Annotated in this window: 17 protein-coding genes, 1 other RNA gene and 1 riboswitch; of the genes, 9 read left to right on the forward strand and 9 right to left on the reverse strand. The window is 62.4% G+C overall.

Translation table 11 applies throughout. The features are described 5' to 3' along the window. Positions 1-4: 4 nt before the first annotated feature. Both lptG and lptF read right to left on the reverse strand, forming a co-directional pair. A complete protein-coding gene (lptG, locus tag BLS41_RS04975; protein WP_074763285.1) occupies positions 5-1,153 on the reverse strand; it encodes an LPS export ABC transporter permease LptG in 1,149 nt (382 codons plus the stop codon). Between the two features lie 3 nt (positions 1,154-1,156). Continuing rightward, the gene (gene lptF, locus BLS41_RS04980) at positions 1,157-2,251 is read right to left on the reverse strand and encodes an LPS export ABC transporter permease LptF (RefSeq protein ID WP_074763286.1); all 1,095 of its coding nucleotides are present in this window, start codon (positions 2,249-2,251) and stop codon (positions 1,157-1,159) included. Positions 2,252-2,388: 137 nt separating this feature from the next. Here lptF and BLS41_RS04985 point away from each other — a divergent pair, with 137 nt between their 5' ends. From BLS41_RS04985 to BLS41_RS04995, 3 genes are all read left to right on the forward strand, one after another. Then, a complete protein-coding gene (locus BLS41_RS04985; protein WP_074763287.1) occupies positions 2,389-3,912 on the forward strand; it encodes a leucyl aminopeptidase in 1,524 nt (507 codons plus the stop codon). A gap of 76 nt (positions 3,913-3,988) precedes the next feature. Beyond that, positions 3,989-4,405 carry a DNA polymerase III subunit chi gene (locus BLS41_RS04990; RefSeq protein WP_074763288.1) on the forward strand — a complete coding sequence of 139 codons (417 nt, stop codon included), beginning with the start codon at positions 3,989-3,991 and terminating at the stop codon, positions 4,403-4,405. A 109-nt stretch (positions 4,406-4,514) separates the two neighbouring features. Beyond that, entirely contained in the window at positions 4,515-5,141 is a 627-nt protein-coding gene (locus tag BLS41_RS04995; protein ID WP_074763289.1) for a DUF2486 family protein, read from the forward strand. Between the two features lie 65 nt (positions 5,142-5,206). On the opposite strand, the gene BLS41_RS05000 is transcribed toward BLS41_RS04995, so the two are convergent. Both BLS41_RS05000 and ilvD read right to left on the reverse strand, forming a co-directional pair. Further along, the gene (locus BLS41_RS05000) at positions 5,207-5,545 is read right to left on the reverse strand and encodes a c-type cytochrome (RefSeq protein WP_074763290.1); all 339 of its coding nucleotides are present in this window, start codon (positions 5,543-5,545) and stop codon (positions 5,207-5,209) included. 123 nt (positions 5,546-5,668) lie between these two features. Then, on the reverse strand, positions 5,669-7,342 hold the full coding sequence (gene ilvD, locus BLS41_RS05005) for a dihydroxy-acid dehydratase (protein ID WP_074763291.1): 1,674 nt from the start codon (positions 7,340-7,342) through the stop codon (positions 5,669-5,671). A gap of 252 nt (positions 7,343-7,594) precedes the next feature. Between ilvD and BLS41_RS05010 the strand changes: the two genes are divergently transcribed. Continuing rightward, on the forward strand, positions 7,595-8,578 hold the full coding sequence (locus BLS41_RS05010) for a LysR family transcriptional regulator (protein WP_074763292.1): 984 nt from the start codon (positions 7,595-7,597) through the stop codon (positions 8,576-8,578). Positions 8,579-8,720: 142 nt separating this feature from the next. After that, positions 8,721-9,626, forward strand: coding sequence for a prolipoprotein diacylglyceryl transferase (lgt, locus tag BLS41_RS05015; protein WP_074763293.1), 906 nt, complete (start codon positions 8,721-8,723; stop codon positions 9,624-9,626). Between the two features lie 113 nt (positions 9,627-9,739). Here lgt and BLS41_RS05020 read toward each other — a convergent pair whose 3' ends face one another. The 5 genes from BLS41_RS05020 to BLS41_RS05040 form a co-directional block, all read right to left on the reverse strand. Beyond that, complete coding sequence (locus BLS41_RS05020) at positions 9,740-10,471, reverse strand: SIMPL domain-containing protein (protein WP_074763294.1); 732 nt, start codon at positions 10,469-10,471, stop codon at positions 9,740-9,742. A gap of 191 nt (positions 10,472-10,662) precedes the next feature. Further along, positions 10,663-11,121, reverse strand: coding sequence for an EVE domain-containing protein (locus tag BLS41_RS05025; protein ID WP_074763295.1), 459 nt, complete (start codon positions 11,119-11,121; stop codon positions 10,663-10,665). A 130-nt stretch (positions 11,122-11,251) separates the two neighbouring features. Beyond that, positions 11,252-11,433, reverse strand: a non-coding RNA gene (ssrS, locus tag BLS41_RS05030) — 6S RNA. Positions 11,434-11,528: 95 nt separating this feature from the next. Then, positions 11,529-11,843 (reverse strand): cell division protein ZapA, encoded by a 315-nt coding sequence (locus BLS41_RS05035; protein ID WP_074763296.1) that lies wholly within the window; start codon positions 11,841-11,843, stop codon positions 11,529-11,531. After that, on the reverse strand, positions 11,840-12,196 hold the full coding sequence (locus BLS41_RS05040) for an ATPase (protein ID WP_074763297.1): 357 nt from the start codon (positions 12,194-12,196) through the stop codon (positions 11,840-11,842). Before BLS41_RS05040 ends, BLS41_RS05035 begins: the two co-directional genes overlap by 4 nt. Before the next feature lie 206 nt (positions 12,197-12,402). Continuing rightward, a riboswitch (cobalamin riboswitch) is annotated at positions 12,403-12,659 on the forward strand. Positions 12,660-12,750: 91 nt separating this feature from the next. Here BLS41_RS05040 and BLS41_RS05045 point away from each other — a divergent pair. The 4 genes from BLS41_RS05045 to cobT are packed head-to-tail and all read left to right on the forward strand — an operon-like array spanning position 12,751 to position 17,730. Further along, a complete protein-coding gene (locus BLS41_RS05045; protein WP_074763298.1) occupies positions 12,751-14,706 on the forward strand; it encodes a TonB-dependent receptor domain-containing protein in 1,956 nt (651 codons plus the stop codon). A gap of 27 nt (positions 14,707-14,733) precedes the next feature. Then, positions 14,734-15,795 carry a FecCD family ABC transporter permease gene (locus tag BLS41_RS05050; protein WP_074763299.1) on the forward strand — a complete coding sequence of 354 codons (1,062 nt, stop codon included), beginning with the start codon at positions 14,734-14,736 and terminating at the stop codon, positions 15,793-15,795. Further along, entirely contained in the window at positions 15,795-16,634 is an 840-nt protein-coding gene (locus tag BLS41_RS05055; protein ID WP_436971974.1) for an ABC transporter ATP-binding protein, read from the forward strand. Before BLS41_RS05050 ends, BLS41_RS05055 begins: the two co-directional genes overlap by 1 nt. Before the next feature lie 34 nt (positions 16,635-16,668). Beyond that, positions 16,669-17,730, forward strand: coding sequence for a nicotinate-nucleotide--dimethylbenzimidazole phosphoribosyltransferase (gene cobT / locus BLS41_RS05060; protein ID WP_074763300.1), 1,062 nt, complete (start codon positions 16,669-16,671; stop codon positions 17,728-17,730). Positions 17,731-17,737 lie beyond the last annotated feature (7 nt).

Here is a 17,737-nt window from a genome sequence, read left to right on the forward strand (position 1 = left end):
GCTCCTAATGGCGATCAACCCACTTCAACCCGACCAACCCGAGCACCAGATAAACCAGCCCCGGCGTCGCCGCGGTCAAAGGCGCAGGCCACGTGTTCAGCGTGCCGATATGCGAGAACAGCGTATTGAACAGCTGGAAGCTCATGCCGAGCATGATGCCGCCGAACACCTTCACGCCCACCACGCCAGCGCGCGTATGCAGATACGCAAACGGAAGCGACAGAACCAGCATCACGAACACCGCAAACGGATACAGCACCTTGCGCCACAGCGCGATTTCATAGCGCTGCGTGTCCTGATGATTCTCGGTCAAATGCTGGATGTAGCGGAACAGGTTAAACATCGACATCCGGTCCGGCGACACCAGCAGCACCGACAGAATCTGCGGCGTCAGTTCCGAGCGCAGCGAATATTCGGGTAACGTCACCTGTTGCGCGCGATACACCGGATTCAGCGCATCGGCAGGCGTGCCCGGAGGAGGGGGCACGTCGATCAGTTGCGTGTCGGTCACGTCGGTCAATTGCCAGTGACCCGGCGGCTGGTACTTGCCGCTCTTCGCAATCCGCACATTCGACAGACGGAACTTCGAATCGAATTCGTAAATCCGCACGTTACTGATCGTCGCGTCCGGCTTCAGTTCGCCGACGTTCACGAAGCGCGTGACCTGCTCGCCATCCGCGCGCGCGGTGAGCGTGTCTTTCACCCACACGCCCGACTGGAAGTTGCTTGACACCGACGAGCCCAACGCTTCGAGCCGCACGCGTTCCGACAGTTGATCCGTGTACGGACCGACCACTTCGCCGATCAGATACGTCAGAAATACCAGCGGAATGCCGATTTTCATTAGCGAGCGCAGCGCCTGATTCGTCGCGAGACCGGAGACGCGGAAAATCGTGTACTCGGAATTCGCCGCCATCTGCGCGAACACGTAGATCGCGCTGATCAGCGCGGCGACCGGAATGATTTCGTAGAAGCGCGACGGCGTTTGCAACGCGACCCGCAGCACCGCGTACTGGAACTTGTAGTTGCCGTGGCCGACCGAATTCAGTTCGTTGATCAGGTCGAAGAAGAAGAACAGACCCGAAAACGCAAACAGGATGAAGATGAAGGTGAGGTAGATCTGACGCGCGAAATACCTTTCATAGATGCGCATCGGTCAGGCTCCCGAACGGCTAAACATGGCGCGCGTGAAGAGCGGCCGGTTGCGCACGCGCAGCCAGAAAATGAACGCGACGATCGCCGCGACGATGACGTGCAGGATCACGAGCCCCACGCCGAACGACATCTTGCCCTGCTCGATCCACGACTGCACCACGTTCAGCAAATTCGAATACGTCAGATAGATCAGCACGGCCATCACCAGATTGATGGTGCGGCTGCGCCGAGGGTTCTGGTGCGCTAGCGGAATGGCCAGCAGCATCAGGTTGATCGCGATCAGCGGCAGACCCGCGCGCCACGCGAATTCGGCGAGGTTGTCATTGGTCGGATTGCGCAGCAGCGCGAGCGTGGGTGTACCGGTTGTGGTCGGCGTATTGACCACCGGCTGGCTCTGGATCTTCACGCCATAGCGCTCGAATTCCATGATCCGGAAGTCGGGATGCCCAGGTTCGCCGTCGTAACGCCGGCCGTTTTCAAGCACGACGAATCGGTCGCCGTTCTTATGCGTTTCGGTATGGCCGTTCTTCGACACCACCACGTTGACCTTGCCGTTCTCGGTGCTGGTCACGAACACGTTCTCGACGTGCCCCTGGTCGGGCGACATCTTCTCGATGAAGAACACCCGGTGGCTGGTAGCCGACTCGCGGAACTGGCCCGGCGCGAGCAGCGAAACCTCGTCGCGCTGCTGGAAGCGCGCGCGGATCAGCTTGCTCTGCTGGTTCGACCACGGCCAGCCGACGAACACGAAAAAGCAGATGAGGATGATGATCGGCGTGGCAAAAATACCGATCGGCTTGATGAACTGCGTAAGGCTGACGCCCGACGACAGCCAGACGACCATCTCGGAGTCTTTGTACCAGCGGGTGAGGACGAACAGGATCGACACGAACAGGGTCGCGACAAGCATGATCGCCAGGTAGCCGATCACGGTCAGGCCGATGAGGACCAGCACGTCGCGCGGGTCGATCTCACCCGAGGCCGCGAAGCCGACGATGCGAATCATCATCGTCGTCAGCACGAGCGTGAGGAGAACCATGAACACGGCACCAGCCGTATACGCGAGTTCGCGCTGGAGGGAGCGTTCGAAGATCATTATTGATGGCGAGAGGGGGCGCTCTCGGTGACGCGGGGGTTGCTTCCCGTCACGTCTCCGGTGCAGCCGCCGCGGGAAAAATAGCGGATAATTGCGGCTTTCATCCTAAGCCCAGATTTTATCCGAGGACAAGCGCGATGGACTTTAGCATAAAAGCCTGTGATTGGACCAAAGGCTCGTCAAACGGTTTCCTGACCGGGAAATCGGATTGCATCGTCATTGGTGTGTTCGAGTCGCAAACGCTCTCGGGCGCAGCGCTTGAGATCGACGAGGCCACCCGTGGCCTGTTGACGCGCATCATCAAGGCCGGCGATATGGATGGCAAAGCCGGCACCACGCTGTTCCTGCACGAGGTCTCGGGCATCGGCGCATCGCGCGTGCTGCTGGTCGGCCTCGGCAAACAGGACGCTTTCAGTCAGAAAGCCTACGGCGACGCCGTGCGGTCCGCCTGGCGCGCGCTGCTGCCCACCAAGGTCGTGCAGGTCACGTTCACGCTGGCGCAATTGCCGGTGCTGGAACGCACGGCCGACTGGGGCGTGCGCGCCGCCATCCTCGCGCTGCGCGAGCTGACCTACAAGTTCACGCAGATGAAGTCCAAGCCGGACACCACGGCGCGCGCGTTGAAGCGCATCGTCTTCAGCGTCAACACGGGCGACGAGAAAGCCGCCAAGCTGGCCGCGAAGCAGGGTGCCGCGCTCGCCAACGGCATGGACCTGACGCGCGACCTCGGCAATCTGCCGAGCAATGTCTGCACGCCGACCTACCTCGCGAACACCGCGAAGAAACTCGCTAAAGACTGGAAGCTGAAAGTCGAAGTGCTCGGCGAGAAGCAATGCGAAGCGCTGAAAATGGGCTCGTTCCTGTCGGTCACGGCGGGATCGGTCGAGCCGGCGCAGTTCATCGTGCTGCAATACCAGGGCGGCGCCGCGAAGGCCGCGCCGGTGGTGCTGGTCGGCAAGGGCGTCACGTTCGACACCGGCGGCATCTCGCTGAAGCCGGGCGAGGGCATGGACGAGATGAAGTACGACATGTGCGGCGCCGGTTCGGTGCTGGGCACGTTGCGCGCGGTCGCCGAAATGGGGCTGAAGATCAACGTCGTCGGCATCATTCCGGCGGTGGAAAACATGCCGTCCGCCACCGCCACCAAGCCGGGCGACATCGTCACCAGCATGAAGGGCTTGACGATCGAAGTGCTGAACACCGACGCCGAAGGCCGTCTGATCCTGTGCGACGCACTGACGTACGCCGAGCGCTTCAAGCCGGCTGCGGTGATCGACATCGCCACGCTCACGGGCGCGTGCATCATCGCGCTGGGTCACCACAACAGCGGCCTGTTCTCGAAAGACGACGCGCTGGCGGGCGAGTTGCTCGACGCATCGCGTGAAGCTTTGGACCCGGCCTGGCGCCTGCCGCTCGACGACGAGTACCAGGACCAGCTCAAGTCGAATTTCGCCGATATCGCGAACATCGGCGGCCGTCCGGCGGGCAGCGTGACGGCGGCGTGCTTCCTGTCGCGCTTCACCGAAGCGTATCCGTGGGCGCATCTGGACATCGCCGGCACCGCGTGGAAGAGCGGCGCGGCGAAGGGCGCTACCGGCCGTCCGGTGCCGCTGCTCGCGCAGTTCCTGATCGACCGGGCCGCTGACGGTCGCGCTGCATAATGACGCAATGCAGTAAGCCTGCGGGCGGCGTGGTAACAGCAGTCGCGCAGCGCACGCAGAACGTAGGGAGCCGCCGATGACGAGAATCGATTTCCACTCGAACGTCGGCGACTCGCTGCTGTATGCGTGCCGTCTGATCCGCAAGGCGTATCTGGCCGGCCAGCCGACCATCGTGCTGGCCGAACCCGAGCGCCTGCGGGTATTCGACGAACAGTTGTGGACCTTCTCTCCGCTCGACTTCGTCCCGCATTGCATGGCGGGCACGCCGCTCGCCGCGCAAACTCCCATCGTACTGACCACGAATCTCGACGACGTGCCGCATCATCAGGTGCTGCTCAATCTCGGCGCAACGGTGCCGGCGCAGTTCGCGCGCTTCGAAAGATTGCTGGAAGTGGTCGGTAACGCACACGACGAACTCGTTGCAGGCCGCGAGCGGTATCGCTTCTATCGCGATCGCGGCTATGCTTTGAACAACTACAAGCAGGGCAGCTAGGATTCGTTCCGCCGCATTGCGCAGGGTTCGTGGCATCAGGTGTCGCGAGTCCGATGTGCATGCGCAGTTGCTCTGCTTCGGCTTCGACTAGAACACGGAGGAGAACCCCATGTCCGATCCCAACGACAATTCGATCCCGGTTTTGCACGAGATTCTCGTGCCGGGCCAGGTGCGTTCGCCGTCGGGCGGGGCGGTGCCGCCGGCGCTTGAGCCGGACGTGCCGAGAGAGCCGAGCTTCAAGGCCGAACCCGTGCTCGCACCTCGGCCGTCGCATGCAGACGAGCCTGTTCTGGCGACGCAGCCCGTGCTTGCCGAAGAAGAAACGCTCGCGCCTGAGCCGGTGATCGCGCCGCAAGCCGCGCATCCTGCTGTGGTGCATAACAATGGCGCGCCTGCGTCGTCGGCCGGTGTTTTCGATCGCGCCGAGCCTGTTGCACCGGTCGAGGCCGGCTCGATCGTGCCGCCCGATATCGCCCACGAAACGGTAGCGCTTTCGCAGCCGGATCTGGACGCTGAAGTCATCGCCGAGCGTCTGCGTGGACGCTTTGCGGGTTTTCTGACGGGCGAGGGACGCGGCATCATCGAAGCGCGTTGCCGTGATGCGTTGCAGGAGCACACTACGTTGCTCGTCAGCCAGATCACGCGTGAAGTCGCGCTGACTCTGGAAACCGAACTGAGCGGCTGGGTGAGGGAAGCGGTCGAAGAAGAAATCGCGCGGCGCTCGGGCCGAGGCTGATGAAGAAAGCCCGGAGAAGCGAGTCTGAATGAAGCAGGAACGGCGTCTTTAACAGGACGCCGTTTTCATTTGAGCGTCAACACCCAGCTTGCCAGCGCGGCCGCCTGATCGGGCGTGAGTTGCGTATTCGCGGGCATCGGCACCGGTCCCCACACGCCCGCGCTGCCATCCAGAATCTTGTGCTTCAGATAAACCGGCGCGTCGTCGCGTCCGGCATATTTCATCGCGACATCGTGCAGCGCCGGTCCCATGAAAGAGCGTGTGACGGAGTGGCAGCTCATGCAGTTCTGTTGCTGGGCCAGCGCGAGGCCCGCGGCTTCGGCGTGCACAGGTGAACTGTTGACGCTCAACGCCGCGCCCAATAAAGCCGATGCTGCGAACGCTGCATACGACGTGCTTTTCATTATGGTCTCCGTCGGGGCGGGGGCCCGACTTGTGGTGCAAGCATTATAAAAGGAAAGGGGCGCACGGTTTTCCGTGCGCCCCTTTGCGCTTCGATGCGGCCGGCTTCGGCCGCGTGGCTGGCACTAACCCGTTACCGCTCCCTTGTTGGCAGGCAATGCCAGCGCCGAATATTTCGCCAGCACGCCGCGTGTGTAGCGCGGTTTCGGTTGCTGCCATGCAGCACGGCGGCGTTGCAATTCGGCGTCGTCGATATTGAGTTGCAGCAGGAGCTTGTGCGCGTCGATCGTGATCGAGTCGCCTTCCTGCACGAACGCAATCGTCCCGCCGACGAATGCTTCCGGCGCGACGTGGCCGACCACCATACCCCACGTGCCGCCCGAAAAACGGCCATCGGTGATGAGGCCGACGCTTTCACCCAAACCCTTGCCGATGATCGCCGAGGTCGGCGCGAGCATCTCCGGCATGCCGGGGCCGCCTTTCGGACCGAGGTAGCGCAGCACGACCACGTCGCCCGCAACGATCTTGTCGGACAGAATCGCGTCCATCGCGCTTTGCTCGTCGTCGAACACGCGAGCCGGGCCGGTGATCACCGGGTTCTTCAGGCCGGTGATCTTGGCGACCGCGCCATCTTCCGCGAGATTGCCCTTGAGGATCGCGAGATGGCCTTCCTTGTACAGCGCTTTGTCTATCGGAAAAATCACCTTCTGATCGGCGCGCGGTCTGGACGGCACGTCCTTCAGTTCTTCGGCGAGCGTCTTGCCGGTGATCGTGATGCAGTCGCCGTGCAGCATGCCCGCGTCGAGCAGGAGCTTCATGACCTGCGGGATGCCGCCCGCCTTGTGCAGATCGGTGGCGACGTACTGGCCGGACGGCTTCAGATCGCAGATCACCGGCACCTTCTTGCGCATGCGCTCGAAGTCCTCGATGCTCCATTCCACCTCGGCCGCATGCGCAATCGCCAGATAGTGGAGCACGGCGTTGGTCGATCCGCCGGTCGCCATGATCAGCGCAACGGCGTTTTCGATCGACTTCTTCGTGATGATGTCGCGCGGCTTGAGGTCCTGTTTGACCGCCTCGACCAGCACGCGCGCGGATTCCGCGGCCGAGTCGACCTTTTCCTGGTCGGGATTGGCCATCGTCGATGAATACAGCAGCGACATGCCGAGCGCCTCGAACGACGAACTCATCGTGTTGGCGGTGTACATGCCGCCGCACGATCCCGTCGACGGGCACGCGTTCTTCTCGACGCCCTCGAAGTCTTCCTGCGACATCCGGCCCGCCGTGAATTCGCCGACCGCCTCGAACGACGACACGATGGTCAGATCGACGCCCTTCCAGTTGCCGGGCCGGATCGTGCCGCCGTACACGTAGATGCCGGGCACGTTCATCCGCGCGAGGCCGATCATGCCGCCGGGCATGTTTTTGTCGCAGCCGCCGATCACGACGACGCCGTCCATCCACTGGCCTTGCACGCAGGTTTCGATGCAGTCGGCGATCACTTCGCGCGACACCAGCGAGTACTTCATGCCTTCGGTGCCCATCGACATGCCGTCCGAAATCGTCGGCGTGCCGAAAATCTGCGGATTCGCGTCGGCGCCCTTGACCGCGACGACGGCGGCGTCGGCGAGACGCTGCAAGCCCGCGTTGCACGGCGTGATGGTCGAGTGGCCGTTGGCGATGCCGATCATCGGCTTGTCGAAATCTTCCTTCTGATAGCCGAGCGCGTAGTACATCGAGCGATTCGGCGAGCGCGCGACGCCCTGCGTGATGTTTTTCGAACGACGGTTGTATGCCATGGGGCCTCCAATCGATTTTGTTTTGAGCCGGGCTGCGTGGGTGGAACGCGGCGGCGGGTATTTGCGAGGTGATGCGGCCGGGTCTTTCCCGGCCGGGGCTGCGATGACGGTGTTGCGGCAGCGTCGGCCGCTTGCGTCGCCGGCGCGTCAATTCAGTGTAGTAGCTCCGACGCGCCATCCAAGGATGCAGTTTCGGGAAACGCGCGTCCAATATATTATTCAGGTGCTATTAGGTCGTAAAATATATTAATCATGCTGCCTGCCATCCCGGATCTGCGCCAGTTGCGCTATTTCGTCACTGTTGCCGAAGAGCGGCACTTCGGGCGTGCCGCCGTGCGTCTTTCGATGACGCAGCCGCCTTTGTCGCAAGCCATCCGGGCGTTGGAGGAGACGTTGGGCGTGGAGCTGTTCGAACGCACCAAGCGTTCGGTCAAGCTCACGCGGGTGGGCGCCGATCTGTTGCCCGAGGTGCAGCGGCTGCTCGCAGACGCCGAAGGGCTGCGGCCGCTCGCGCAGAGCCTTGCACGCGGGGAGGCGGGCGGGTTGTCGCTGGCCTTCGTTTCCACCGCCGATTACGGCTTGCTGCCGCCTTTGCTGCGCGACTTCGGCGTGCGTCATCCGCGAGTGCGGCTTGAACTGACCGAGGCGACCAGCGACGTGCAGGTGGATGAACTGGTGGCGGGGCGCATCGACGCCGGTCTGGTGATCGCGCCGCTGCCGCCGCGTCATGCCGCGCAGCTTTCGTGGCTGCCGATCGCGCGTGAGCCGCTGGTGATCGCGATGTCGACGGAAGCTTCCGCGCGGCTGGGCGGTGCGCACGGCGCCTTCGGAGACCCGCACGCCGGGTGGCTCGATGCGCCGGTCAGCCTGCTCGACGTGGCCGATACGCCGCTCGTGATCTTCCCCAGACGTCTGGCGCCTGGCTTTTATGACATCATTATGGATTGCTACGGCGTGGCGGGCGTCGCACCCAGGATCGGCCAGGAGGCCATCCAGATGCAGACGATCGTCAGCCTGGTGTCCGCCGGAATGGGCGTCGCACTCGTGCCGCAATCGTTGCGTAACCTGCGCCGCACGGGGGTGGTGTACCGGCCGCTCGCGGAGTCGGTGCCGGTGATCGAGACGGGGCTGGTGTGGCGCACGGACGAGGTGAGTCCGGTGCTGGCGGGCTTCATCGAGATCGTGCGGGCTTACGCTGCTACCGTCGCACCGGAGGCCGCCGCGTTGCGTGTCTAGCGGCGTTGCCGCGAACGCATCGCGCGCTGGACCGTCAAATGCATGCGCCGGATGCCATGCGGGCCGCTGCCCGTTACCGTTATCCGCTGCCGAATTGCTTTAGTAACTCCGCTTCTGAACCTGAACTGCCCATAACAACACGATGCTCATTCATCCGAATTTCGACCCCATTGCCATTCATCTGGGGCCGCTCGCAGTGCGCTGGTATGGACTGATGTACCTCGTCGCGTTCATCGCGGCGATCGTCGTCGGACGGCTGCGTCTGCGTTTGCCGTATGTCGCCGCGCAAGGCTGGACCGCGAAAGATATCGACGACATGCTGTTTTACGGCGTGCTCGGCACCATCCTCGGCGGCCGTCTCGGCTATGTGCTGTTCTATAAGGCGAGCTTTTATTTCGCGCATCCGCTCGACATCTTCAAGGTATGGCAGGGCGGCATGTCGTTTCACGGCGGCTTCCTCGGCGTGACCATCGCGATGGTGCTGTTCGCGTATCAACGCAAGCGCTCGTGGCTGCAGGTCACCGACTTTGTTGCGCCGATGGTGCCCACCGGGCTCGCCGCAGGACGTCTCGGCAACTTCATCAACGGTGAGTTGTGGGGACGCGTGACCGATCCGTCCGCGCCTTGGGCGATGCTGTTTCCAGGCGCCGCACCGGACGACGCCGCGTGGCTTTCCGCGCATCCGCAACTGGCCGCGCAATGGCATCTGAACGAAGTGTTCGCGCAATATCACATGCTGCCGCGGCATCCGTCGGAACTGTATGAGATCGCGCTCGAAGGCATTGCGCTGTTCTTCGTGCTGATTTTCTTTTCGCGCAAACCGAAGCCGATGGGCTCGATTTCCGCGGTGTTCCTGATTGGCTACGGCCTCGCTCGCTTCACGGTTGAGTTTGCGCGTGAACCGGACGACTTCCTCGGGCTGCTCGCCATGGGTCTTTCCATGGGTCAATGGCTGTCTCTGCCGATGATTCTCGTGGGCATCGGCCTGCTCGTGTGGTCGTATAAGCGTGCGCGGCGGCAACCGGCACAGGCCGTGAGCGCAAGCTGATCTGATTTGATCTGATCGCTACGGGTTGCCCGTAGCGAATGCTTAAAGACAAACGCCACGGCATGCCGTGGCGTTTGTCATTTCAACCGGACTATCGAGCGCGATACAGCGCGTTACTTCATCTGCACCGAGCCCGACACGTTGACCGTTACTGTCGACGTACCGCCTTCGAGCGGCATCGGCGCTGCGGCTTTCGCGTCTGCGCCCATGGCGCGCGCGCTCATCATCATCATGGGACGCGGCATCACGCCGCCATGATTGACGCTGACCTCGCGGATCGAATATCCACTGAATCCAAACGCCTGTGCCGACGATGCGGCCTGCTCGCGGAACGACCTGATCGCCTCGCCCGTGAGCTTCTGCTCGGCGGCGCGTTGCGCTTCCGGCGACAGCGAGAACTGCACGTTGCCGACCTGCATGATCGATGCCATTTGCCCCGCGAGTTTTGACGCCGCCGCGAAGTCGTGCGATTCGAGCACGACCTCCGTGCGGCCGCGCCACGCAGAAATGCGTCCATCACGATCGGTGGACGGGAAGATCGAGAACGAACCGGTGTGAGCCGTCACACCGCTCACGCCGCGCGCTTTCTGCAGCGCCGAATCGGCACGTTGATTCAGCGTGGACGTGAGCGCCGACGGATCGCTCGCTTCCTGCTCGTAAAACAGCGTGATATCGACTACGTCCTGCTGAATTTCCGCGCTAGCTTGTGCATTCAGCGACAGCACGCCCGAAGGCTGAGCTTGCATGACGCCTTGCGCGCGCGTGAGGGTCGGGGTCAGCGTAAGCGCGACGGGTGCGGAGCAGATAAGCGCGAGTGCGACTGCCCGTGCGGTGTTTTTTGTCATTGCTCGACTCCTTGCTTGAACAGGTTGATGCACGATTGGCACGAACGGCGTGCGACAAATGGCACGCTGTTTGCCAGTCCCTCTGTGCGTCCGTTAGGCGCTTGTAACCTGAGCTTGGTTCCCTGATCTCACTTTGCTTTAATCGTCGCGACCCGGTTTTACATCGACGTCGAACAGGCTTCACGCGAGTCTTAAACAAGCCGCTTCGTGATGAAGCGCCACTCGGCTTCGGTCACCGGCGTGATCGACAAACGGTTGCCCTTGGCGAGCACGCGCATGTCCTGCAATTCTTCGTGCTCACGCAAAGTTGCGAGCGGAATCAGCGGAATTTTCTTTTTGAATACGACGTCGACGAGCAACCAGCGCGGCGTTTCCTGCGACGACTTTTCGTCGTAGTACGGGCTCTTCCTGTCGAACTGTGTCGGGTCCGGGTAGGCAGTGGACGAGACCTCCGCGAGCCCCGCGATGCCGGGTTGAGGACAGCTCGAGTGATAGAACAGCACGCCGTCGCCGACCTGCATCATGTCGCGCATGAAATTGCGCGCCTGATAATTGCGCACGCCGGTCCACGGTAACGTGTGGTGCGGTGCGTTGGCGAGATGGTCGATGCTCGCTTCGTCCGGTTCGGACTTCATTAGCCAGTAGCGCATGAATCGAATTGAACGTGGTTGACGTTAAGGGCTTGACGGCACGAACGAAAAACGCGAACGGAGAAAACGTACGTGAAACCGGAGCCCAAAGAAAAACGGCATCGAACCGAAGTCCGATGCCGTTCTAGATAAGGTCCCCGCCTTAGCCGCTAGGCCGGCATCCTGAACCGGGGGTTCAGAATTGGTCGCAGTTAGCAACACTTCGGGTACATCAGACAGAGTGACGCGCACACCCGTGCTACAAATTTCCGCAACCGTGCACATGGCATTGGTTCAAGGAATATATGACCTTGGCGAACCAGGCAGGGAAGCTAAACCGATGAAGCTTAAACGATTGAACTCAAACGTTTGCCGAGATTGACTCACCTTCGTTTGAATCCGCAGTGGATCTCAGGACCGACTGCTACTTACTGCATGTTGTACTGCTGAATCACAGTACCCAGTTGTTCGTTCATTTGATGCATTGTACGCCGGATTTCCTCTGCAGGAAATGCTTCTCCGTGTCTAACGCTCGATTGGAGCCTAAGCAGTTCCGATGCCAGCGACAGCGCAGCCATGACGGCAATGCGATCCGTGCCGCGCACGTTGCTGTTATTGCGGATCTTCGACATTTCGGCGTCGACGCGAGCAACCGCTTCAAGCAGTGCGCCTTCCGTTTCCGGCGAGCACGCGAGGCGATAGGGCACGTCGAGAATCGATACTTCGATCTGCTTGGTGGTCATGCATTTTCTCCGTGGCGGGTCACTTCGCTCTCCGCTTCGACAGCGTGCTGAGCAGGCTCGAGCAGATCGAGCTGGTTATCCGGCTCGCTGTTCGCGCGGGCCCGCGGCAGTTTCTCGAGAATTGCATTCAGGCGCACCTGAGCGTCGTCGATTTTCGCGGACAGCGCATCGCGTTCGGCCTGCAATGCGTCGCGCTCTTCGCGCAACAGTGCAAGTTCCGTGCGCGTAGCTTCTGCTTCGGCGCGTGATTGGGCGAGCTGATCTTCGAGCGCGATTCGCGCTTCATTGTGGCGTTGGCTGATCGCGATCAGCTTGCCGATATTCTGTGAAAGTGATTCGAGTTCGGTGAGCATGTGCTGCGTCCTCTAAAGACATTGCATTTTAGCGCGGAATATCGCAGGTTCCGACAATTGTCTCGTTTCGAGACGTAACAACATTGCTTTATGCAGGCTTTTATCGACCTTATGATGAAAAACACCTCGCCGGTCGGACAATATTCTGCATTTAACAGAACGGCTTGCGATGGTGCAACCGTTCTTGACGCACTTCGAGGCCGCTCCTAAACTTGCCGCACTCTGGTGCCCGCGCGCTTTTCAACAGTGCGCAGTTAAACGGGAAGCAGGGCGCATGTTCCGTGAACCGGAACGCGCTAACCTGCGCTGCCCCCGCAACGGTAAGCGACCGCATTCGTCATGCAGGTCGATCCTGATCGCGTGTTTGAAGCTCAACATGTGAGTGTGCCACTGCGCGTTACGCGTGGGAAGGTGGGATCGATGTGTCGCCAGCCCGGATACCGGCCAGAGGGAGAGGCACGTCCCCCGCGAAAATGTTAAATACGGGGGTGCCTCGTTACGCATCGGCCTGCGGGGAAGCGGGCCGCGCACGCTATCCACAGGAATGCCATCCCATGTTGTCCCCCATCGCTCGCGCGGTGCTGCTCGCGTTTGCGAGCCTGCCGCTCGTCGTGCATGCGCAGAGTGCTGCATCGCCATCTTCGTCCACGTCCGCTTCGGATGCTGCAGATTCTGCTGCCGCTGCTACGTCTGAATCGGCGTCGTCATCATCGTCATCGGGCGATGTGTCCGCTGCAGATGATTCGTCCACGCTATTGTCGCCCGTCGTCGTGACCGCGGGGCGCACGCCGCAACCGCTCGCGGACACGATTCCGCAGACCACGTTATTCGATCAGCAGGATCTCGCCGACACCACCGCCACCGACTTGCCCGGTCTGTTGCAACTCGCGCCGGGTGCGCAAATCTCGCGGACAGGTGGCCCTGGTTCGACGGCGAGCCTGTTCTTGCGCGGCGCGTCGTCGACGCAATCGCTGTTGCTGATCGACGGCGTGCGGGTGGATTCCGTGAGTCTCGGTTCGGCGCAAATCTCGCAGATCCCGCTCGATCAGATCGACCGCGTCGAAGTCGTGAACGGCAACGTGTCCGCGTTATACGGCTCGGGTGCGATCGGCGGGGTGGTGCAGGTGTTCACGAAAGACGGCGGCGATCATCCGCCGCGCTTCAATTTTTCGGTGGGCTACGGCAGCTATCACACGCAGACCCAGCAGATGGGCGTGAACGGCGCACTCGACAAAGACGGCAACACGACCTTCAGCATCTCGCTCGCGCGCTCGAAAGACGACGGCTTTTCGTCGCTCAACCCCGCCCAGGCGCCGGGCGCGAATCCGAATGCGAACGGCTATCTGAACGAGAGCATCTCGGCTTCGTTGCGTCACAAGTTCAACGACCAATGGGACGCGGGCGTCACGTTCTTCCAGTCGAACGGCAACAACAGTTACGACAACGCGTACGGCGAGCCGACCGATCTGAACAATCTGTACAGCAAGGTGCGCCAGGCGTCGGTCTTCGCGAACGGCAAGCTGACCGACTGGTGGACCACGCATTTCATCGTGTCTGAAGGCGACGACCGCAGTGTGTCGAACACCAACGGCATCTATAACGGCCGCTTCGACACCGACAATCGTCAGTACACGTGGCAGAACGATTTTGCATTGGCCGCTCAACAGAAACTTCAGGTCGGCTACGAACATCTCGATCAGACGCTCGAATCGGACACCTTTGCCGCGCCCGACCGTCACGTCGATTCGGGTTTCGTCGGCTATACGGGACGCTTCGGGCGCAACCAGATTCAGGCGAACGTACGGCACGACCAGTATTCCGATTTCGGCGGAGCGAACAGTTACTATCTCGGCTACGGTTTCGACATCACCGGGAACTGGAAGGCAACCGCAAGCTATTCGGATTCGTTCCGCGCCCCGAGTTTCGACGATCTGTACTATCCGTACAGCGGCAATCCGTCGATCAAACCGGAGCGCAGTCATTCGATCGAAGCCGCGTTGCAGTACGCATCGAATGCGCTTGGCGTGATGCGCCTGAGCGCATTCCAGACCCGCTATTCGAATCTGATCGACTATCCCGAAGTGTCGCCCGGCATCTATCTGGCCGAGAATGTCGGCCGTGCGAAGGTGCAGGGGCTCGAAGGCTCGTGGAGCGGACATGTCGGCAAGACGGACGTGCGTGCCTCGTTGACGCTGCAAAATCCCGTCGACCTCGACAACGATGTCGACCTCGTGCGGCGCGCGCGGCGCTTCGGCTCGCTGGCGGTGAATCGCAGCATTGCAGGGTGGCGCGTGGGCGGCGAATGGATCGTGAGCGGCGCGCGTAGCGACAGCAGCGGCGATCTGGGCGGCTATGGCATCGTCAATCTGTCGGCGCGCTACAACATCACGAAAGCGTGGTACGTCACCGCGCAAATCGACAATCTGTTGAACAAGGACTATGAAACGGCCTACTCGTATAACTCGCCGCGACGCGGTGCGTATGTCACGATCGGTTGGCAGCAGCAGTGACGCGCGCGCTGCGTTGAGATCACGCGGATGAATCGTCCTCCGGTTTCGATGCCCGCTGCCGTGCGCGTGATGAGCGCGAGGCGCGCGGCCGCGATCTGGCTCGCGCTCGCCTGCGTCGCGCTGGCGGTGCTGCTCGCGTCGCTCGCATTGGGCAGCGTGTCGCTCGCACCGGGACGCGTGTTGTCGGCGTTGCTGCCGTCGCATGCGTTCACGGCGTCGCCGGTCGAGTCGGGCGACCTTGCTGGCGAGATCGTCCGCACGCTGCGTTTGCCGCGCGCGCTGGCCGGTTTTGCGTGCGGCGCATTGCTCGCATTGGCGGGCGCGTTGTTGCAGGTGCTGTTGCGCAACCCGTTGGCCGAGCCGTACATATTGGGCGTATCGGGCGGCGCGGCGACCTTTGCGCTGCTCGCGATGATCGCCGGTTGCGCGTGGTGGATCGTTGACGCCGGTGCATTCGCTGGCGCGTTCGTGTCGATTTTGCTGGTGCTCGGTCTCGCTCGCCGCGAGTTGTGGCGCGGCGAACCGCAAGACACGTCGCCGCGTTTGCTGCTGACAGGCGCGGTGATCGCGGCTGGGTGGGGCGCGCTGATCACGCTGCTGCTCAACCTCGCACCCGACAGCCGTCTGCGCGGCATGCTGTTCTGGCTGACCGGCGACCTCAACGGCGGCGCGATGCCGTGGACCGCGCTCGTGGCGCTGGTCGTCGCGCTGCTGGTCATCGTGCCGGTCGCGCCGCGTCTGAATGTTCTGTTGCGTGGCGATGCCGCCGCGCAAGCGCTCGGCGTCGCGGTGATGCCGCTGCGTTTGCGCGTGTATCTGGTGGCGTCGCTCGCGGCTGCTGCAGCAGTGACGACCGCGGGCACCATCGGCTTCGTCGGACTCGTGGTGCCGCATATGCTGCGACTCGCGTTCGGCAACGATCAGCGCATGTTGTTACCGGCCGCCGCGCTCGGCGGCGGCGTCGCGGTGATGGGCGCGGACCTGATCGCGCGCACGGTGATCGCGCCCGCGCAATTGCCGGTCGGCGTGATTACGTCGATCATCGGTGTACCCATTTTTCTGTGGATGCTGCTGCGCAGGCGCCGATGATGCAAGCTCGCGATAACTCTCAGCAACACGCGCTCAGCGCGCAAGGCGTGACCTTGCGCGCCGGTTCGCGTATCTTGCTCGACGCGTTCACGCACACGTTTTATCCCGGCGAAATCTGGTGTGTCGCGGGACCGAACGGCGCGGGCAAGACGACGTTGTTGTCGACGCTCGCGGGTTTGCGGCAGGCGTCGGCGGGACAGGTCGAACTGGACGGCATACGTTTGCGCGACTGGCAGCCGCTGCCGCTCGCGCAGCGGCGCGCATTGATGCCGCAAAGCGCACCCGACGCATTCAGCGCGAGCGTGCTCGACATCGTCACACTGAACCGCTTCCCGCATCTGAACGGCTGGGGCTGGGAGCGTGACGCCGATCGCGATGCGGCGCATGCTGCGCTCGATCTGCTGGGGTTGGCCGCGTTCGCCGCGCGCGACGTGCTTTCATTGTCGGGCGGCGAGCGTCAACGGGTGGCGCTCGCGGCGGTGTTATGTCAGGACGCGCCGTTGTTACTGCTCGACGAACCGCTGTCACATCTCGATCTGCATCATCAGATCGACTGCCTGGAAGCGCTGACGGCCTGGGCGCGCGAACCGCGTCGTACCGTGATGTTTTCGTGTCACGATCTGAATCTCGCGCGCCGTTTCGCGACGCATGCGCTGCTGCTCGATGGAGAAGGGCGCGCATTTGCCGGACCGGTGCATGACGTGCTCACGCCCGAATTGACCAGCCGTGCATTCGGCTATCCGCTGATCCTGATTCGCGACGGTGAGCACGAGGCGCTGATTCCCGCGCCGCGTGTTCGTCACGAATCGAATGCCGCTAATGACACAGCAGCAAATTAACCGTTTCATCCAAAACATACTTCAGAAGACGCTTATGACTTCCTTGCCACGCCCGACCGGTTTGCCCGAAGTCCCGCCGCTCGATCAAACGTTGCGCGCCGAGTTGCAGCACATCATCGATACCAAGACGAAGCCGCCGGGCAGCCTCGGCCGGCTTGAGGCGCTTGCCCGTCAGATGGGCCTGATCCAGCGCACCACGCATCCCACGGTGCAGCGTCCCGCGATGATCGTCTTCGCGGGCGATCACGGCATTGCTGCCGAAGGCGTGAGCCCGTATCCGCAAGCAGTCACCGCGCAGATGGCGGCGAACTTTCTCGCGGGCGGGGCGGCGATCAATGCGTTGAGCCGCGTCGCAGGAATCGAACTCGAAGTGGTCAACGCGGGCATTGCCACGCCGTTGCCGTCGACGAACGGACTTGTCGACATTCCGATTGCGGGCGGCACGCGCAACTTCGCGCGCGAACCCGCGATGACCGACGCGCAGGCGCTCGCGGCGATGCAGGCGGGCGCTGAGCGGGTACGGCACCACGCGGCGCTCGGCACCAACGTGATCGGTTTCGGCGAGATGGGCATCGCGAATACGTCGGCGGCTGCGTGTCTGATGAGCCGCTTGTGCAACGTGCCGGTCGACGAGTGCGTCGGTCGCGGCACGGGTCTCGACAACGCGGGCCTCGCGAAGAAGCGCAACGTGCTGGCGGCGGCGCTCGCGCGCCACATCAGCGTGACGAATCCGCTGGAGGTGCTGGCCACGTTCGGCGGCTTCGAAATCGCGATGATGGCGGGCGCGTACCTCGCTGCCGCCGAAGCGCGTATGACGATTCTGGTCGACGGTTTCATCGCGACTTCCGCGTTGCTGGTCGCCGATGCGCTTGCGCCGAACCTGCGTGAATACTGCGTGTTCGCGCATGCGTCGAACGAGGCGGGACACCGCCGCATGCTCGATCATTTAGGCGCGCAGCCGCTGTTGTCGCTCGATCTGCGTCTCGGTGAAGGTACCGGCGCGGCGCTCGCGGTGCCGCTGTTGCGCGCGGCGACGGCGTTCATCAACGAGATGGCGAGCTTCGATTCGGCCGGTGTCGAAAATCGCGACGCGTGAGTTGATC

Origin of the sequence: Paraburkholderia fungorum (assembly GCF_900099835.1) — a bacterium.
Classification (GTDB): domain Bacteria; phylum Pseudomonadota; class Gammaproteobacteria; order Burkholderiales; family Burkholderiaceae; genus Paraburkholderia; species Paraburkholderia fungorum_A.

What these genes read in the sequence shown, in the direction of transcription:
- BLS41_RS05000 (WP_074763290.1), bottom strand. Translation starts at nt 5,545, where the DNA reads ATGAAAAGCACGTCGTATGCAGCGTTCGCAGCATCGGCTTTATTGGGC.
- lptF (WP_074763286.1), bottom strand. Translation starts at nt 2,251, where the DNA reads ATGATCTTCGAACGCTCCCTCCAGCGCGAACTCGCGTATACGGCTGGT.
- BLS41_RS04990 (WP_074763288.1), top strand. Translation starts at nt 3,989, where the DNA reads ATGACGAGAATCGATTTCCACTCGAACGTCGGCGACTCGCTGCTGTAT.
- BLS41_RS04995 (WP_074763289.1), top strand. Translation starts at nt 4,515, where the DNA reads ATGTCCGATCCCAACGACAATTCGATCCCGGTTTTGCACGAGATTCTC.
- ilvD (WP_074763291.1), bottom strand. Translation starts at nt 7,342, where the DNA reads ATGGCATACAACCGTCGTTCGAAAAACATCACGCAGGGCGTCGCGCGC.
- BLS41_RS05020 (WP_074763294.1), bottom strand. Translation starts at nt 10,471, where the DNA reads ATGACAAAAAACACCGCACGGGCAGTCGCACTCGCGCTTATCTGCTCC.
- BLS41_RS05050 (WP_074763299.1), top strand. Translation starts at nt 14,734, where the DNA reads ATGAATCGTCCTCCGGTTTCGATGCCCGCTGCCGTGCGCGTGATGAGC.
- BLS41_RS05025 (WP_074763295.1), bottom strand. Translation starts at nt 11,121, where the DNA reads ATGCGCTACTGGCTAATGAAGTCCGAACCGGACGAAGCGAGCATCGAC.
- BLS41_RS04985 (WP_074763287.1), top strand. Translation starts at nt 2,389, where the DNA reads ATGGACTTTAGCATAAAAGCCTGTGATTGGACCAAAGGCTCGTCAAAC.
- BLS41_RS05055 (WP_436971974.1), top strand. Translation starts at nt 15,795, where the DNA reads ATGCAAGCTCGCGATAACTCTCAGCAACACGCGCTCAGCGCGCAAGGC.
- BLS41_RS05010 (WP_074763292.1), top strand. Translation starts at nt 7,595, where the DNA reads ATGCTGCCTGCCATCCCGGATCTGCGCCAGTTGCGCTATTTCGTCACT.
- lgt (WP_074763293.1), top strand. Translation starts at nt 8,721, where the DNA reads ATGCTCATTCATCCGAATTTCGACCCCATTGCCATTCATCTGGGGCCG.
- cobT (WP_074763300.1), top strand. Translation starts at nt 16,669, where the DNA reads ATGACTTCCTTGCCACGCCCGACCGGTTTGCCCGAAGTCCCGCCGCTC.
- BLS41_RS05045 (WP_074763298.1), top strand. Translation starts at nt 12,751, where the DNA reads ATGTTGTCCCCCATCGCTCGCGCGGTGCTGCTCGCGTTTGCGAGCCTG.
- lptG (WP_074763285.1), bottom strand. Translation starts at nt 1,153, where the DNA reads ATGCGCATCTATGAAAGGTATTTCGCGCGTCAGATCTACCTCACCTTC.
- BLS41_RS05035 (WP_074763296.1), bottom strand. Translation starts at nt 11,843, where the DNA reads ATGACCACCAAGCAGATCGAAGTATCGATTCTCGACGTGCCCTATCGC.
- BLS41_RS05040 (WP_074763297.1), bottom strand. Translation starts at nt 12,196, where the DNA reads ATGCTCACCGAACTCGAATCACTTTCACAGAATATCGGCAAGCTGATC.